Source organism: Acidaminococcales bacterium, assembly GCA_031290885.1.
Taxonomy (GTDB): domain Bacteria; phylum Bacillota; class Negativicutes; order Acidaminococcales; family JAISLQ01; genus JAISLQ01.
The window spans coordinates 1-16,245 of record JAISLQ010000077.1 but is presented as its reverse complement, the minus strand read 5'-3'; the positions used below and the strand labels follow the sequence as shown (position 1 = coordinate 16,245).

17 protein-coding genes and 1 tRNA gene are annotated in these 16,245 nt (G+C 56.3%); 6 read left to right on the top strand and 12 right to left on the bottom strand.

Going from position 1 to position 16,245, the window contains the following annotated elements; translation table 11 throughout:
* Positions 1–119: 119 nt before the first annotated feature.
* A tRNA-Arg gene (locus LBO03_09960) sits at positions 120–195 on the bottom strand.
* 136 nt (positions 196–331) lie between these two features.
* On the opposite strand from LBO03_09960, the gene LBO03_09955 reads away from it, so the two are divergent.
* Complete coding sequence (locus tag LBO03_09955) at positions 332–973, top strand: lactate utilization protein (GenBank protein ID MDR3349898.1); 642 nt, start codon at positions 332–334, stop codon at positions 971–973.
* A gap of 181 nt (positions 974–1,154) precedes the next feature.
* On the opposite strand, the gene LBO03_09950 is transcribed toward LBO03_09955, so the two are convergent.
* The 5 genes from LBO03_09950 to LBO03_09930 form a co-directional block, all read right to left on the bottom strand.
* Positions 1,155–1,781 carry a nitroreductase family protein gene (locus tag LBO03_09950; GenBank protein ID MDR3349897.1) on the bottom strand — a complete coding sequence of 209 codons (627 nt, stop codon included), beginning with the start codon at positions 1,779–1,781 and terminating at the stop codon, positions 1,155–1,157.
* 164 nt (positions 1,782–1,945) lie between these two features.
* Positions 1,946–3,667, bottom strand: coding sequence for a methyl-accepting chemotaxis protein (locus LBO03_09945; protein MDR3349896.1), 1,722 nt, complete (start codon positions 3,665–3,667; stop codon positions 1,946–1,948).
* A gap of 137 nt (positions 3,668–3,804) precedes the next feature.
* Positions 3,805–5,184, bottom strand: coding sequence for a 23S rRNA (uracil(1939)-C(5))-methyltransferase RlmD (rlmD, locus tag LBO03_09940; GenBank protein ID MDR3349895.1), 1,380 nt, complete (start codon positions 5,182–5,184; stop codon positions 3,805–3,807).
* Between the two features lie 44 nt (positions 5,185–5,228).
* On the bottom strand, positions 5,229–6,191 hold the full coding sequence (locus tag LBO03_09935; protein ID MDR3349894.1) for a hypothetical protein: 963 nt from the start codon (positions 6,189–6,191) through the stop codon (positions 5,229–5,231).
* Between the two features lie 154 nt (positions 6,192–6,345).
* On the bottom strand, positions 6,346–6,591 hold the full coding sequence (locus LBO03_09930) for a hypothetical protein (GenBank protein ID MDR3349893.1): 246 nt from the start codon (positions 6,589–6,591) through the stop codon (positions 6,346–6,348).
* 220 nt (positions 6,592–6,811) lie between these two features.
* Between LBO03_09930 and LBO03_09925 the strand changes: the two genes are divergently transcribed.
* Entirely contained in the window at positions 6,812–7,729 is a 918-nt protein-coding gene (locus LBO03_09925) for an exopolyphosphatase (GenBank protein ID MDR3349892.1), read from the top strand.
* Positions 7,730–7,738: 9 nt separating this feature from the next.
* Here LBO03_09925 and LBO03_09920 read toward each other — a convergent pair whose 3' ends face one another.
* Genes LBO03_09920 through LBO03_09895 form a run of 6 tightly spaced genes read right to left on the bottom strand, consistent with a single transcriptional unit; the run spans position 7,739 to position 12,833 of the window.
* Entirely contained in the window at positions 7,739–8,977 is a 1,239-nt protein-coding gene (locus tag LBO03_09920; protein ID MDR3349891.1) for an ATP-binding protein, read from the bottom strand.
* Between the two features lie 22 nt (positions 8,978–8,999).
* Positions 9,000–9,470, bottom strand: coding sequence for a 2-amino-4-hydroxy-6-hydroxymethyldihydropteridine diphosphokinase (gene folK, locus LBO03_09915; protein MDR3349890.1), 471 nt, complete (start codon positions 9,468–9,470; stop codon positions 9,000–9,002).
* The gene (folP, locus tag LBO03_09910) at positions 9,470–10,645 is read right to left on the bottom strand and encodes a dihydropteroate synthase (protein ID MDR3349889.1); all 1,176 of its coding nucleotides are present in this window, start codon (positions 10,643–10,645) and stop codon (positions 9,470–9,472) included. The genes folK and folP overlap by 1 nt, the downstream gene beginning before the upstream one ends.
* The gene (gene folE2 / locus LBO03_09905) at positions 10,642–11,412 is read right to left on the bottom strand and encodes a GTP cyclohydrolase FolE2 (GenBank protein ID MDR3349888.1); all 771 of its coding nucleotides are present in this window, start codon (positions 11,410–11,412) and stop codon (positions 10,642–10,644) included. The genes folP and folE2 overlap by 4 nt, the downstream gene beginning before the upstream one ends.
* Entirely contained in the window at positions 11,409–11,771 is a 363-nt protein-coding gene (queD, locus tag LBO03_09900) for a 6-carboxytetrahydropterin synthase QueD (GenBank protein MDR3349887.1), read from the bottom strand. The genes folE2 and queD overlap by 4 nt, the downstream gene beginning before the upstream one ends.
* A 21-nt stretch (positions 11,772–11,792) precedes the next feature.
* Complete coding sequence (locus LBO03_09895) at positions 11,793–12,833, bottom strand: hypothetical protein (protein ID MDR3349886.1); 1,041 nt, start codon at positions 12,831–12,833, stop codon at positions 11,793–11,795.
* 487 nt (positions 12,834–13,320) lie between these two features.
* On the opposite strand from LBO03_09895, the gene LBO03_09890 reads away from it, so the two are divergent.
* The 4 genes from LBO03_09890 to LBO03_09875 are packed head-to-tail and all read left to right on the top strand — an operon-like array spanning position 13,321 to position 16,241.
* The gene (locus LBO03_09890; GenBank protein MDR3349885.1) at positions 13,321–14,055 is read left to right on the top strand and encodes an amino acid ABC transporter ATP-binding protein; all 735 of its coding nucleotides are present in this window, start codon (positions 13,321–13,323) and stop codon (positions 14,053–14,055) included.
* 49 nt (positions 14,056–14,104) lie between these two features.
* Positions 14,105–14,917: a transporter substrate-binding domain-containing protein gene (locus LBO03_09885; GenBank protein MDR3349884.1), complete on the top strand. Its 813-nt coding sequence runs from the start codon at positions 14,105–14,107 to the stop codon at positions 14,915–14,917.
* The gene (locus tag LBO03_09880; protein MDR3349883.1) at positions 14,917–15,594 is read left to right on the top strand and encodes an amino acid ABC transporter permease; all 678 of its coding nucleotides are present in this window, start codon (positions 14,917–14,919) and stop codon (positions 15,592–15,594) included. The genes LBO03_09885 and LBO03_09880 overlap by 1 nt, the downstream gene beginning before the upstream one ends.
* Positions 15,591–16,241: an amino acid ABC transporter permease gene (locus tag LBO03_09875; GenBank protein MDR3349882.1), complete on the top strand. Its 651-nt coding sequence runs from the start codon at positions 15,591–15,593 to the stop codon at positions 16,239–16,241. Before LBO03_09880 ends, LBO03_09875 begins: the two co-directional genes overlap by 4 nt.
* The last annotated feature ends 4 nt before the right edge of the window (positions 16,242–16,245 follow it).

Here is a 16,245-nt window from a genome sequence, read left to right as displayed (position 1 = left end):
CGCGCCCGGCGCCGCTTTGCCATTGCGATCGATATGGTTGATTTTTGCCGCAAAAATGCTGAGAAGCCCTTGCTTGCAAGGGCTTCTCATTGTATCAATATAATATTGACGTTTGTTTTTGGCGCGCCCGGCAGGACTCGAACCTGCGGCACCCAGCTCCGGAGGCTGGTGCTCTATCCGCTGAGCTACGGACGCGTTTTTATCCAGAAACATTATTGGCAGCCTACGGGGGCTATTTGTCCATAATAACATAAATTCAAACAAAAATAAAGGTTTTACTGCATTTTTATAGAATGTTTTACCGGGAAACATTGAAGGTGGGGGGATTTTTATGGGGCAAATTATCAAATGGCACAATGAAGCCATCGGCAAAAAAACAGTCGCGGCTTTGGAAAAAAATCATTTCACCGCCGAATACGCCGCAGACAAGGCCAACGCGCTTGTCCGCGCCCTGGCGTCCATACCGGCCGGCAGCAGCGTTGGCCTCGGCGGCTCGGCATCCAGGGATGAAATCGGCCTGACCGCCGCCCTGAAGGAACGCGGCGGCCGGATTTTCGATCCGTTCGCGCCCGGACTGACCGGCGAGGAGAGCCTTGCCGAACGCCGCCGCAGTTTGACCGCCGATGTGTTCGTAACCGGCAGCAACGCGGTAACTCTCGACGGCCAGCTAATCAATGTCGACGGTACCGGAAACCGCGTGGCGGCACTCGCTTTCGGCCCGGGCAAGGTAGTTGTTATCGTCGGCGCGAACAAAATCGTGCCGGACATCCAAACAGGGCTCAAACGCATCAAGGCGATCGCCGGGCCGGCCAACAACAAACGGCTGAAACGGCCAAATCCCTGCGCCGTAACCGGCGTATGCATGGATTGCGACAGCCCGGAGCGCATTTGCAACATTACCACGATTACCCATAAACGACCGCGCCAGAGCGACGTGCACATTATAATAGTGGGCGAGCCGCTCGGCTTTTGAGATAACGCGGGCGGATTGGCCGAGTCCGCCGCCTTTTCCCGGCGAAGCCGGGAAACAGGGGTTTTGCCGTTGACGCGCAATGGGTCGAATGTCCGCCCGGCGCAACGGAAAGGGGCAATTGACCGAAAGTTTCGCAAAGCAAAACATGTCCCCGCCGGTTAAAGCCGAGCCCGGGCTCGGCTTATTGGGGCATGCCGACGAGCTGGATGATAAATATTTTATAACCGGCCGGCAGGCTGAGCAGGCCGTTCAGCGCGTCCGCGCGGTCCCTTTTCACGACGTTGCCGATCCCGGCCGATGCGCAGTAAAGGGCGGCGCTTTGGTACATGCTGCCGATATGCAGCCCGGAGAACTCATTGCCGGCGGGCGCCGCGTACAACAAAGTTACCGGCGCTCCCCCCATGCGCGTGCGGACGTCCGGCAGTTCCAGCGCCAGCTCAAGATCATGGGACGCGGCGTTGTAGCGCCAGACGCCGCCCTCGAGCGCTACGTAAAGCTCGGCGTCTTGTCTGTTCATGCCCGTAGGCACAGTGCGATAGCCCCCTTTTGCGCGGTTGATCCCCCAGGCCGCCCAAAGAAGGTTGGACAGATCCTGCCGCGCAATGGGCCGCTCGCTGAAAGACCTGGTGCTTTTACGCAGCCATAGCGCTTCCATTATCGTTTTGCCGCCGGTTTTTTCCGGCGCGGGCAGGGAAATTCTTTTTTCCGCCGCCGCAGTGTTTTTCGCGGCATAGGGCTGACAGGCCATGACGCCCGCGATACACGCCGCGAAACCCACGATCAGCAAGTAACGGATTTTGTTTTGCATGGTTGACGCCTCCCCGTTTGTTATTTATAGATTCCCTGAAGAAAGATAAGCGTCCGCCGCCTTGACGTCGGGAATTTGCGTCGTTTTCGGGCAAGGCGCGCGCCGCCTCCCGGCGCCGAGCCAATCCGCCCTGATTGCCCGGCCGACTGCGGGGCGCTTTGGCGTCAATATTTGAATTTGGAGGCCAGCACGGTAAGGTCTTCGGCCATTTTGGCCAGCATTTGGCTGGAAGACGCGATCTCCTGCGTGGAAGCCGCCTGTTCCTCGGCCGCCGAAGACACATTGGTTATTTCGTTGAGTATGGTGTTGGCGCCATCGCTGATGTCGTGCGTGGCGTTGACTACACGCTCGCTGTCTGCCGCCATTTTCTGCACAGAAGCGCTGATATCTTGGATTTGGCCGCTTAAAGAATCGACCAGGGATGCGATCTCGACAAAAGCTTGCCCGGATCCGTTGACCTTTTCCACGCCCTGCCCGACGAGGCTTTTCTGCCCGTCCATGAGGCTGACCGTATGCTGGATGCTGTGGGTGTTCTTGGCTATAAGCTCGTCAATTTCATGGGCCGCCTTGCCCGATTCCTCGGCCAGCTTCCTTACTTCCTCGGCAACGACGGCAAACCCCCTGCCGTGTTCGCCCGCGCGCGCCGCCTCGATGGCGGCGTTCAAGGCCAGGAGATTGGTCTGGCTTGCTATGTTCGTGATCATTTCAACTATTTCGCTTATTTTATGCGAACTTTCCTGAAGATCGTTTACCGCCCCGGTAATTTTGGCCGTGCCGCCGCCGACGGCGCCTATACTGGCGACGGCGGACTCAACGTTGCCGCGGCCGTCATGCGCCGTCCGCGCGGTTTTGCCGGCGGTCTGGGCAACGGCGTTGGACGTCTCGGCCACCTGCCGGATATTGGCGGCGGTGGCCTCAATGAGATGGCCGGTGTCGGTTATTGACTTGAGCGAGCGTTCGGTGGCTTGCATTATTTTAGAAGTAGAACTGGCCACGTCGCTGGAAGAGTTGGCCGTCTGTTCGGCGTTGGCGTTCAGCTCCTCGCTGGAGGCGGCGATGTTTTCGGCTATGCCGCTGAGGCTCTGAACCGCGCCAACGAGGTTTTTCTGCATTTGGTTGAGCGCGCGGGCCAAATCGCCAAATTCGTCGCGTCGCTTTTCCAGCTCCGGCGGCAGCCGCTTGCTCAAGTCGTTGTCCGCCATGGAAAGGGCGGCGGCGGTAACGGCGGCCAGAACCTTGGTGATGGCGCCGGACATATAAAACCCGAACGCCACTAAAATAACGGACCCGAACAAGATGACCGCCATAATTATCCTGACGGAAACCGCATCGTCAGCGGCGCTCTCCTTCATGGCCTGTATGTTGCCGGCTTCCAGAAAAACCAACAGGTCGTCAATTGCGTCCGTATAAAGGCGGAATTTGCCGGCAAGTTCCCTTTCGAGGTAATCGTTGAACTTGCCGATGGCATCTTCGGACGAACGGGCAATTTCATACGCTTTCGCGTTCGCTTCGGCGTACTTGGCGCGAGTTTCCACCACTTTTTGGCGCAGCTTGGCCTCGGACTCTTCGACAATTTCTGAAAGCTCATATTGCTTAAATGATTTGGCGGCGATATCGTGGGCTTTTTGCAAATTTTGGTCAAGCGCCCGAATTTTCTGCGGATTGTGGGCCAGAGCCATTTCCAGCACGGTAGCGTGAGCGAGCCAGACGGCGCTTTTCAAACTGCTGAGGCGGATAAGCGGGTCGGTGTAATTTTTGTACTGATAGGCGTTTTGGGCGATGTTTTTGTCCATGTAATATTTGCCCGTGCCGCCGAGGGCGATCGCGACAAGAAGCGCGAACGCGACAAGTATGAGAACCTTGGCGCGCGTCTTCAAATTTGACATTTTTTATTCCTCCCGTTGGACTGTCCAACCAACCGCGTCAATTGCAGGCCAATTAAAAATGGGAGGAACGATCTTTGCCGCGTTATTTAGAACATCTTGGACATCCCGATTTTTTCTTGCGGTAAAAATTCAATTTTTCATCCGCCGGCGCGAACCAGTTTGCCGACACATTCTATATGCGCGGTCATGGGGAACATATCGACAGGCAAGAATTCCTCCGCCCGGTATTTGCCGGCGAGCAGGGCCACGTCGCGGGCAAGCGTGAAAGGATTGCAGGACGTGTAAATGACGACGCGCGGGTTCAGCTTTATGATGCCCTCCAACGCTTTGCGGCTCAGCCCGGCCCTCGGCGGGTCAGCGAACACAACGTCCGGCCTGGCCCCTTGCCCGGCGAGCCTCGTCAATTCGTCCGACACGTCGCCGGCGATAAAGCGGACATTTTTGAGTCCGTTTATCTCGGCGTTTTCCCGCGCATCGCTGACGGCGTCGGCGGACAGCTCCACCCCGATAAGGTTTTTGGCGGCCCGGGCGATATAAACGCTGCCGCTGCCCGTGCCCGAGTAAGCCTCAATTACCGTTTCGCCGCCGGAAAGCTGCGCCATGTCCGCCGCGGCGGCGTAAAGCGCGCCCGCCAGGAGGCTGTTGACCTGAAAAAAAGATTTTGCGGAGATATTGAAGGAAAATCCGTTCAGCCGGCCCGTTATTTGCGGCTTGCCCCAAAGGCAATGTTCCTTGCCGCAAAGCGCGGCGTTCCCCCGGTCTTTTTTGACGATCGCGGACACGCTCGTTATTTGCGGCACCGCTTCACGCAGATCCCGCAAAAGCTCAGGCAGGCAGGGGATGTTTTCGTCCCCGACGACAAGCGCCGCCATGACTTCGCCGGAAGCGCCGCCCGTCCGTCCCATGACATGGCGCAAAAGGCCAGTGCCGGCCGCCTCGTCGTAAGGCACTATGTTGTATTTGTTCATCCAGGCGCGCGTTGCGGCGGCGATTTGATTGTTGGCCTGCTGTTGAATGAGGCAATCCCGGACGTCCACCACTTGATGGGAAGCGCGCGCGTAACAGCCGATAACGGCGCGCCCCGGTTCCCCGCCCACGGGGAAAAGCATTTTATTGCGGTAGCGCCAGGGATCGGCGCAAGAGAGCGCGGGCAATACGTTAGGGGCGGCAAGGCGCGCGATCCGCTCCAGCGCGTCCGCTATCTTCACGCGTTTTGCGCGAAGCTGCGCCTGATAACTTAAATGCTGCAACTGGCAGCCGCCGCAGCGCCCGAACAGGGGGCAAGCCGGAAGGACGCGTTCAGGAGACGCTTTGTCAATAGAAACAAGCTCCGCGGCGGCGTAAGTTTTTTTGACAAAACGTACGCGCGCCCGGACAATTTCGCCCGGCAAAGCCCCTTCCACAAAAACCGTAAACCCCGCGATACGGCCGATCCCCTCGCCGTCGCCGCCGATGCCCGTAATGGCTACGCTGTGTTCCTCACCCGATTGACAAGGCTTTGTATATTGTTTGGTCATTGCCGCATCCTTTATGACATGTATTGTTGCAATCCGCCGGGAGCTTATTTTTCTTCGTTGCGGTCGATCGAAACTATTTCCCGCATGCGTTTTCGCAATTCGTTAAGCTTGTACGGCGCCTGGTCGGGGCATTCCCGCCCGGTCGCCGGTTTTTTCTTGTAAAACCAAACAGACAGGATGAAAAAGAAAAAGGTCAGGAACATGCTCAAATATATGACGCCATGATAAAACGGCCAAATGACAAGGGGCCTTTCCGCGTTCAGCGACCACCCGAACGCGCCTTTGGGATTTGCCCGGTAGACGCCCGTCCGGCTGCCGGCAGCCTTGATTTCAAAAAATCCGCCGCCCAAAGAGGAAATTTCCTCGCCTTTTTGTTCCCGGTAGCCCCGGCCGGCGACCAAGAGGCCGTCGGTGCTGAAAAGCACTCGATTGCCGGCATCGGTCAAAGTAATGGCGCTGACGCCCGGATATACGCGCAAGGTGTCTACGATCGGTTTAGGGTCAAGGACGGCGTAGATATAATTAGTCGCGCCGGCCCCCCCGTTGGCGAAGGGGGCGCCGATGGCTACGCCCTTGAGCGGCGGTTGAAGAAACAGCGTTACTTTTTCCATAAGGTCGTGCTGGGCGGTCAAGCCGATGAAATCAACGCCGGACTTTTCAAACAGCTCGCCGGCCGAGCGGACGATAAGCCCGCGCTCATCCGTGATGAATACCGCCTGCCAGTCGGGATTGGCGGCAAGGCAACGCGCGATTGCGTCCGGTTCCGGGTAATAGCCTCCGGTTTGATATACTATATTGAGCAAGGCGTCCAGTTGTTTTTCCTGCCAGACGGCGACAGCGGCGGCGGCGCTTTCCGCAGTTTCCCCGACCGCCAACCCGTTCAGGCGGTTTTCTTTGCGCACGGACTCATAGCCGCGCGCCAGAAAAACTGTCAGGACGAGGAAAAAAACGCACAAAAACTTGCCTGCCCAATTATACTTTCCGCTGTCGCCTGTTTTTTTTGACAATATTTCCACCACCAGAAAAATTCGGAAATTATAATTGATCCGCAGCCGGCCGGAAAATACAGCTAATGCTTGCGCTCTTTTCCGCTGAAAGATAAAACTTCAAACAGGGCGCTGCGGCGCCGGGCGGTAACGGCGGTCAAAGCGCGGCGCAAAACTACGTTAGATAAAGCGATTTTACGGACACGCCGTCAACCGCTTTCAGGGCGTCTTCCAAGCCCTTGATCTCCCGGGCGTCCCCTTCGACGATAAGCGCGATGACCCCCGTGTCCCGATCGTGTCGCGGGATGCCCATGCGCCCACTGATGACGCTATGGTAGTTCCATATTATGCTGTTGAGTTTGTCGCTGATTTCTTTGGGTTTTTTATTGGCTATGCCAATGATCCCAACGCAAAGATCCATTAAACATCCTCCCTTCCGGCGCTGCCGCCTTTGTTGTTAAAAACCGGCGGGCGCGATTGTTATGCTGATGATATTTTATCATAAAATTTACCGGCAAATTGAAAACTTTTTATGAAAAACATACTAAATTGTTTACAAAAGGCGGTTGGGGAAGATACAATACTTGTAGGGGAACCAAAAAGCTGGTTTTAATTTTTCATTATTAAAGAGGTGTTTATTAATGCGTTTAGTCACCCGTTCAGATTTCGATGGCCTCGTTTGCGGCATGTTGCTGAAAGAAAAAGGGATCATTGAAAGTTGGAAGTTTGTCCATCCCAAAGATTTGCAGGACGGTTTGTTTGACGCCACGGACGATGACGTCTTGGCTAACGTGCCTTATGTGAAAGGCTGCGGCTTGTGGTTTGACCACCACGTCAGCGAATCGGAACGGGTGGGCTGGCGGCCCGAAGTGGATGGAATGTCGCGCCTGGCGCCTTCCGCCGCCCGCATCATATACGACTATTACGGCGGCAAAGATGAATTCCCGCCGCATTTCAGCGATCTGGTCATGGCCGCGGACAAGGTTGACGACGGCAACCTCACCGCCGAAGAAATACTAAACCCCACCGGCTGGGTGCTGCTCGGGTTTATTTCCGACCCGCGCACCGGGCTCGGGCGTTTCCGTAATTTCCGCATCAGCAACCTGCAGCTTATGGAGGAACTGATCAACCATTGCCGCAAGATGACCATTGATGAGATACTTTCGCACCCGGACGTAAAGGAAAGGGTAACCCTTTATCATGAGCAGGCGCCCCTTTTCAAGGACATGCTGCTCAAGCGCACGCGCATAGAGGGCAATGTCATAGTTACCGACCTAAGAGACGTGTCGCCTATTTACGCGGGCAATCGTTTCATGATCTACAGCCTCTTTCCGCAACAGAACATTTCCTGCTGGGTAGTCGACGGGCGCGCTAAAATCAACGTATCGATCGCCTGCGGCTACAGCGTGCTCAACCGCAGCGCCAAGACCAACGTCGGCAAGCTTATGCTTCAATACGGCGGCGGCGGCCATGAGCGCGTCGGCACCTGTCAGGTAGACTGCGAGGACGCCGACAGGGTGCTTAGGGAGATAGTCGCCACGCTGAGGAAAAACGGCTGACCTTCCGGGTCAGTTATCGCCCGCCTTTGCCTCGCGCCGCCCACCGAGGTAGGCGATGAGCTGGCTGGCGATCCGCCCGGAACGCCCCGTATGCGACATTTCCCATTTCACGGCTTCCCGCCGCAGCTCGTCTTCGCCAATGTCCAGCCCGGCGCGAGCCGCCAAGGCGGCAATTATTTCAAAGTAGGCTCTCTGGTCGGGCGAAGGGAAAAATATCTTGACGCCAAACCGGTCGGCAAGCGACACTTTTTCGTTTATGGTGTCGGAACGGTGCAATTCGTCCCCTTCGTTGTCCGCCCAGACTTCTTTGACGATGTTGCGCCGGTTGGAGGTGGCGTAAATCAACACGTTGTCCGGCTTGGCTTCTATGCCGCCGTCGATGATTGATTTGAGTTGCTTGTATTCCACTTCAAATTCTTCAAAGGACAAGTCGTCCAAATAAAGTATGAATTTTTTGCCCCAGTTTTTCAGGCCGCCCATGACGGCCGGCAGCTGCGCGAACTGAGACCGGGGTATCTCCACGAGGCGCAGCCCGTCGTCGAAGAATTTGTTTATGAGCGCCTTGACGGAAGAGGACTTGCCGGCACCGCGTTCGCCGAAAAGCAGTACGTTGTTGGCGGGCAGCCCCTTCAAAAAGGCCTCCGTATTGTCGATAAGTTCCTTTTTCTGGCGGCCGTAGCCGATAAGACCGTCAAAAGTAATGTTATCGCAGCTATTGACGCCTACCAGCTTTTGTCCTTTCTCGTCCCATTTGAAGGCCATATAGTCGGCCAAGGCGCCGTAGCCGTAATGCCGGTAATGGCGGCGCAGGCCGCGGACGGCGTCGGCGTCGGTCATGTTGCCGTCAGGCAGGAAGAATTTGCGGATGCCCTGCCTGGATTTGCTTTGTCCGGGGATTGTCGGCCGGTAATTTTTCAAGAGCGGCCAGCAAAACATTTCCATATCCTGCCGAAAAAGCCCGCGCAGTATTTTAACGTCGTGTTCCGCCGCCGCCAGCAACCCATCCCCTATTTTGCCGTCCGCGTGTTCGGCCGTCCGGCTGAACACGCTTTCTACGCTGTTGAGCAGGTAGATGATATATTCCTTGACAATATCTCCGGACAAGCCGATTTCTTCGGCTTTGGCGACAAGCCGCCCGGCGGTTTCGCAACTGTCGCCGCTCTCGGCGTCCATCATGGCCAGCAGCAAGGGATCGGACAGGATGTTTCTGTAAACCAGCAGTTTTTTCAGCGATTGCAGAGAGTTCAAGGCATTTTTCTCACTTTCAGGATTATTTTCCCTTCGTTTCGAGAGCCGCCAGAAGCCGCCGAAGGGAAAGGCCGCTGACGGGATGGATGAAATCGTCCCCCGCCAGCTGGATAAGCGGCAGCAGCGCGAAGCGTCTGTTCGGCAGATCTTTGTGCGGGATGACAAGATCGTCGTCATTTAATGTTATTTTATCATACAGCAAAATGTCAAGGTCTATGTTGCGCGGCCCCCAACGCGCGGCGGGCAGGCGGCCCATCTCCCGTTCTATGCTTTTGAGTGCCGCAAGCAGCTCCCTGGGAGACAGATCGGTCAAGGCCAGGCAGGCGGCGTTGACAAAATCAGGCTGAACAATGGGTCCGTAAGGCGCGCTCTCTACAAATGAGGATACTTTTTCCACCTTTATGCCCCAAGCGCCCATTCGTTTGAGCGCGTCCCTTATCTGCCCCTCCCGTTCGCCAAGATTGGAGCCGCAGCCTATATACGCCACGGCCATCAGCGCACCGCCTCCAGCATCCTGATGGCTTTGGCGTTTTCTTTCACGTCGTGTACCCGCACTATATTGGCGCCCGCCACCACCGCCTGGCAGCTAAGGGCGATAGTCCCTTCCAGCCGCTCCTCGGGCAAAAGCGCGCCCAACGTTTCGCCTATGACCGTCTTGCGCGAAGCGGCGAGCAAAACCGGGTAGCCCAAGCCGGTAAACTCGCCCAGCCGACGCAAAAGCTCAAGATTGTTTGCGGTTGTTTTGCCAAACCCGATGCCGGGATCGACGATTATTTTTTCCCGTCCCGCGCCGGCTTGCTTGAGCGCCGCGCCGCGCCCGTCCAAAAACTCGCAGACCTCGCGGACGACATCGTTATAGGCCGGGCTATCCTGCATGGTTTTCGGCACCCCCCGCATGTGCGTGATAATGATCGGCACGCCGCGCCCAGCGACGAGCAGGATCATCTCCGGGCTGGCCGCGCCCGTTATGTCGTTGACGATATCGGCGCCTTCGTCTATGGCGGCGCGAGCGGCAGCGACCCGATAAGTGTCCGCGGACACGACGCTGTGGGGGAAATCCTTTTTGATCGCCCGTATGGCGGAAACCAGCCTTTCCAATTCTTCCTCCGGGCTTGCCGGCAAAGAGCCGGGGCGGGTGGATTCCGCGCCGACATCGATTATGTCCGCCCCTTCCTCCAACATGCGCCCGGCGGCGGCGGCGGCCTCGGCGGCGCTGCGCGCCCGCGACGCGGCGTAAAAAGAATCGCCGGTAACATTGACAATGCCCATTATCAGGACGCGGCTGTAATCAAGCGGGCGCCCGTCCGCCAGGCGCGTCCCGGGCCTTGGCCTTTCTATGCAAGCTTTAAGTTCGTCCGCTATTTCCGGCAGGCCGAAAAACGGCATGGGCGCGATTTTGCGCAAAACTTCCCGATATTCTTTCAAAGTGCCCAAAAGCAGCATGTCCGTATTTTCCGTCCGGCCGCTTACGCAATCGCGGTGTATGGCGCAGTCCGCCCCCGCCCCCAAAAGTTCCTGTTTCATAATGTTGGCGGCGGGCGTCCTTACGTTGTAAAGCTTTAAAGGCTTTATGGCCGAGCGCGCGCGAAAAATCGGCAGGCTGCCCGGATGCACGCCGATTCTCTTCAGTTCTTCTTCCAGCGCGGAGGCGGTTACCGGCAATATCACGTCAGCCAACCCTTCTCGACGCAAGCGAAGGCGTTGTGGTTATGTATGCTCTCCAAGCTGTCCACCGTTACCTTGTACCAGACGACGCGCGGGTGCCGCTCCAGCCGGAGGGCGATCTCGCGCACCGCGTCCTCGACGAAACGCGGATTTTCATACGCTTCCTCGGTAATGGCTTTCTCGTCCGGCCGCTTCAACAATGAATATATCTGGCTGCTGCCGCCGGCGGCGGCAATTTCGGCGATTTCCTCAAACCAGATGCGCCCTTTGGCTTCCACTTCGATACGGGCGGTCGCCCGTTGATTGTGCGCGCCAAAACGGCTGATTTCTTTGGAGCACGGGCACAATGTAGTAACCGGCGTGTCCACGCGCAGCCTCAGAAGGTATTTGTCGGTCTTTTCCGCGTGATAGCCGCAGTAAATGTCCAGCGGGGCGCACAGGCCGCTGACCGGCGCCTTTTTATAGATAAAATACGGAAATTCCACTTCCATCATGGCTCTTTCCGCCTCCAGCCGCCTTTTCAAGCCGTCCAGTATTGATTCGATGTTTTGGCTTGATATGACGTCAACATCCCGCAAACATTCGACCAGGCGGCTCATATGCGTTCCCCGCGCATCGTGCGGCAGGTCGACGGCCAAAGACAGCTTGCCTACCGTGCTCTGTTCGCCGCGGTCGCGATCCTTGAGCCTCAATGGCCAATGCAGCTCGCGTATGCCGACATGTTTGAGCGGCACTTTGCGGGTGTCTTTTTCCCCTTGCACATCTTTCACAGCGGCTCACCCCTATAAACAACTCCGCTCGTCCTTGTCTCCCAAAGTTCCAGCTCGTACAGGGCGCAATTGCCGCGGCGCAAAGCGTCGGCAAGGGCGTCCCAGATCCAAACCGCGACGTTTTCCGCCGACGGCTGCGGCAAGATCTCGTTCAGGCAAGTATGGTCAAGCCGGTCGACGACTTTTTCCGCAACCGTATTTTTCAATTCGGCAAAATCCATAATCATGCCGTCCCGGGCGGGGAAACCTTTAAGTTTCACCACCAGCTTATAGGTATGCCCGTGCAGGGATTCGCATTTGCCTTTGTATTTTGGCAAAAAATGCGCGCTGTCAAACTCAAATTCTTTCACTAATAACATGCTGGCCTCCCGGCGCGTTTCTTACCGCAGCTGCGCGAACTGTTTGTTGAGCAGCCGGTATTTTTCAAAATCTTTATAATCAAAGTGCCACCATTCATGTTCCACGCCGCCAAACCCTTCGCTTTGCATGAAAAAGCGCAAGAGGTCGCGCCGGTAACGCTCCAGTTCGCCGCCGCCCTGAAACTTGCTGTAGGCGCGCGGCGAAGGTTCGTCAAGGCCGGTGATCATGGCAATCTCCTCGCCGGTCTTGAGGCTGTAGAGGGACACGCTCACCGACAGCCCGCGGTTGTAAGGCGATCCGACCTCCGGCGCTTCCAGCATATACTTTTTGTCCGGCGGCAGTATATCGTAGAGCAGTTTGGTTATATACCAGGGGCGGTAAGCGTCCCAGACGAGCAGGCCGTAACCGTGGGCGTTAAGCTGTTTGTTTGCCCGCGACAGCGCACGCGCGGCGGCGGCGTCCAAAAAAGCGCGTGCCTGTTCATAAACAGGCACGCCGGTGGCGTTGCCCTCCGTAGCGTATAAAAGCGCGGTTTTGATCGTCGGATCCACAGCCGTTACATCCACCAACTCAGCCTCCGGCAAACCGCCGTCCGGCGGGGGGGACGCTGCCAGAGCGGCGCGGCGCATGATTTCCAGCGGCTGCGGCAAAGAAAGCCGGAAAACTTCGCCGCCCTTTTCATTGGGCATGAACACCCTGCTGAATCGCCTTTTGTCAATGACGACGGTAATGCCGCGCCCATCGCGGTCACGTTCGAATTTAGCCGACATAGCCAGTCGCCAGTCACGCGGACTGGCCGCAATGACGCTGTATTCGTCGTAGCGGGTTTTCGCCATTTGAAAAACATTGCATCTATCAAAGGCATAATCATCTTGCCTTACCGCATATAACAGCTCCGGCGCGCCTTCGCGCTCACGGACAAGAATGCTTTCCCCTTCCGACTGATAAAAACCAAGCAGCGCCGCCAATTCAACCGGGACGCCGGCAGGTTCGGCCGCCGCCGTCCCCGGCAGGGCCAGGCACCATACTAAAAAAAACACCGCCCAAAACCCGCGCATCATCGCAACCCCCTCCGGCCGGCCACGCGTCCGGCGAAACGCGCCCGCCCGATAATCTTTTTGCCAAAAGCAGACGGCGGCGCAACCGCCCGTTTTCAAAATGCCGGCCTTTCGCCGCAAAGGCGGATTATCCGCCGCTTTGAACTGCTTTTCATTATACCGCATGTAAAAGACTTTGTACATCAAAGACAAATCCGTCCGCCGCGGACTGCGCCCGACAGCTAAGGGGCAACGCCAAGCCGGGCAGCCGCGGCAAAATCCTTCAGCTGCGGGCGCGCGCTTTACCGGCGTTATTTGCATAAAAATTTTTATTAATGTTTTTTGTATACAAAATCCTTTTCGCCGCTTGCCGCTTAACAAGCTTGCCAAAATAATTATTTGGGGCGGCCGGCAATATTTCCCTTGTGATTAATTATTCTTTATGATATAATTTTCTGTGAATTAGTTTAAAAATTTGTTTTGCTTTCCCTTCCCGACAGGAGTGATTTATTTGATTAAATTGGAAGGCGTCCAGAAACATTTTGGTGCCCTTCATGTACTGAAAGATATCAATCTGGCCATAGCCTCGGGCGAGAAACTCGTGATAATCGGCCCGAGCGGTTCGGGGAAAAGCACCCTGATCCGTTGCATGAACTTGCTGGAGCATCCCAGCGCCGGGAAAATAACCGTTGACGGCGTGGAGATCTCCTCCCCCAAAGCGCCGGTTACAAAGGTGCGGCAGTCGGTGGCCATGGTTTTCCAGCAGTTTAATTTATATCCGCACAAGAGCGTACTGGAAAACCTGACCCTCGCGCCCATCATGGTCAAAAAAGTCCCGGCAAGGGAAGCCGTGGAGTCCGGGCTGTATTTTTTGGAACGCGTCGGCTTGAGCGACAAGGCCAACGCCTATCCTTCGCAGCTCTCCGGCGGCCAGCAGCAACGGGTAGCGATCGCCCGGGCGCTCAACATGCGGCCGAAGATCATGCTGTTTGACGAGCCAACATCCGCGCTTGACCCCGAGATGATCCAGGAAGTGCTTGACGTTATGGTAAGTTTAGCCAAAGAAGGCATAACCATGGTCGTGGTTACGCATGAAATGGGCTTCGCCCGCCAAGTAGGCGACCGCGTCATTTTCATGGACGACGGGTATATCCTGGAAAGCGGCACGCCGGAACACTTCTTCGCCAATCCGGAAAACGAGCGCGCCAAGTCTTTCCTGAGCAAAATATTGTCCGCGCACAAATGATTAAATTTTCAACATAAAAATAAATACAAAAAACAAGGAGGAACAACTGATGAAAAAACTTTACCTTATCTTTTTGGCGCTGATAGCGGCCTGCGCGCTGCTCGCCGGCTGCGGCGGCGCCCCGGCGGCCAAGCCGCAGGCCCCCGCCGGCGATCCCGCCGACATCAAGGCCATCAAAGCCCGCGGAGTGCTTAAAGTCGGCGTAAAAGTCGACGTGCCCAAGTTTGGCTACAAAGACCCCAAGACCAACAAAATCGAAGGCGCGGAAATTGACCTGGCGAAAGTCCTCGCCAAAAAAATCCTGGGCGACGAAAACAAAGTGGATGCCCAAGGCGTAACCGCCAAGACCCGCGGCCCGCTCCTTGACACCGGCGAAATTGATTTTGTCATAGCCACTTTTACCATAACCGAAGAACGCAAAAAAACCTACAACTTCACCGAACCTTATTTTGTGGACGGCGTAGGGCTGCTGGTTAAAAAATCTTCCGGCATCCAAGGCGTCAAAGACTTAAACGGCAAGATAATAGGCGTAGCGCAAAGCGCGACCAGCCGCAAGGCGTTGCAGGAAGCCGCCGACAAAGCGGGCGTGAAAGTAACCTTCCTGGAATTTGGCACCTATCCGGAAATAAAAACCGCCCTTGATGCCGGACGCATAAATGTGTTTTCCGTCGATGGGGCTATTTTGGCCGGTTACGTGGACGACAGCACCGTGCTTTTGTCGGAGCGCTTCAGCCCGCAGGAATACGGCATAGCATCCAAAAAAGGCAACGACGCATTGGCCAAACTGGCCAACGACACCATCGCCGAAATGAAAAAATCCGGCGAACTGGCTAAATTATTGAAAAAATGGGGCATTTCTTAGTGGGCGGAACAAGCCCTTTAGCTTGGTTTAAATGGCAGGCGCTTTTCAGCGACTGGCGCGTTTTCGCCGACGGCTTCGCGGAAACCATCGCTATATCCGCCCTGTCCCTAATGCTTGCGCTCGCAATAGGCGTTTTGGTCGGCGTGCTCGGCGTGGCGCGGTTCGCGCCGGCGCGCGCCGTCAACCGCGTGTATGTGGAGTTTTTGCAGAACACGCCTTTGGTCATACAAATATTTTTCCTTTATCACGCCTTGCCCCATATCGGCATAATGCTGCCCGTGTTCGCGGTGGGGGTGTTGGGTATCGGCTGTTATACCGGCGCTTATATGGCGGAAGCCGTAAGGGCCGGTATCCAGGCCATACCGCGCGGGCAGTTGGAAGCCGCCTACTCGCAGGGGTTTAGCTTCGCCGGCGCCATGCGCCATATCATCCTGCCCCAGGCAAAACGCGTCTGTTTCCCGCCCATGACCAACCAAGTGGTCAATCTTATCAAGAATACCTCGGTAATGGCGATGGTCGCCGGCGGCGACCTGATGTATCACGCCGACTCCTGGGCCAGCACCACGCTCCACTACGCTCCGGCCTACGCGGTAACCGGGCTGCTTTATCTGTCGCTTTGCCTGCCGCTGGCCACCTATGCCCGCAAATTGGAGCGCGCCGCAGGGGTGGGATTATGATCGGGGAACTTCTCCAACCGGAAATATTTCTTTTTCTGGCCGCCGGCCTTTTGACGACTTTGGAAATAGCCTTTTTCTCCATATTGTTCAGCACGGTGTTCGGCATAGCCCTCGGCGCCGCGCGGTTTTCCAATCATCCGGTTTTCAGCCGCCTCGCGGCCGTCTATATTGATTGCGTGCGCAACATACCGTCGCTGCTCTTTGTTTTGGCGGCGCGTTTTTTGACGCCGCTGCCGCCGGTCTATTCCGGCATACTCGCGATGTCCGTCTTTACCACTTCCATTGTCGGCGAAATCGTCCGCGGCGGCCTTAACTCGTTGCCGCGCGGGCAGTGGGAAGCCGCCTACTCGCAAGGGTTCACTTATTTTCAGGCGCTCGTTCACATTATCCTCCCACAGGCTTTGCGCAACATGATACCGCCCTTGCTGTCCCAAGCCACTACCGTGATAAAAGACACCTCTTTCGTTTGGGCCGTCGGCATAGAAGAACTTACCGGCAAAGGCATCATCATTATGGGCAAATACAGCTCCACGCCGCAGGTTTTTGCCATATTCGGCTGTATCGCCGCCACTTATTTTGCCGTAAACTACTCCTTGTCGCATTATGCCCGCAACCTGCACAAGAGCATGGCGCACAAAAGTTTTTGAACCG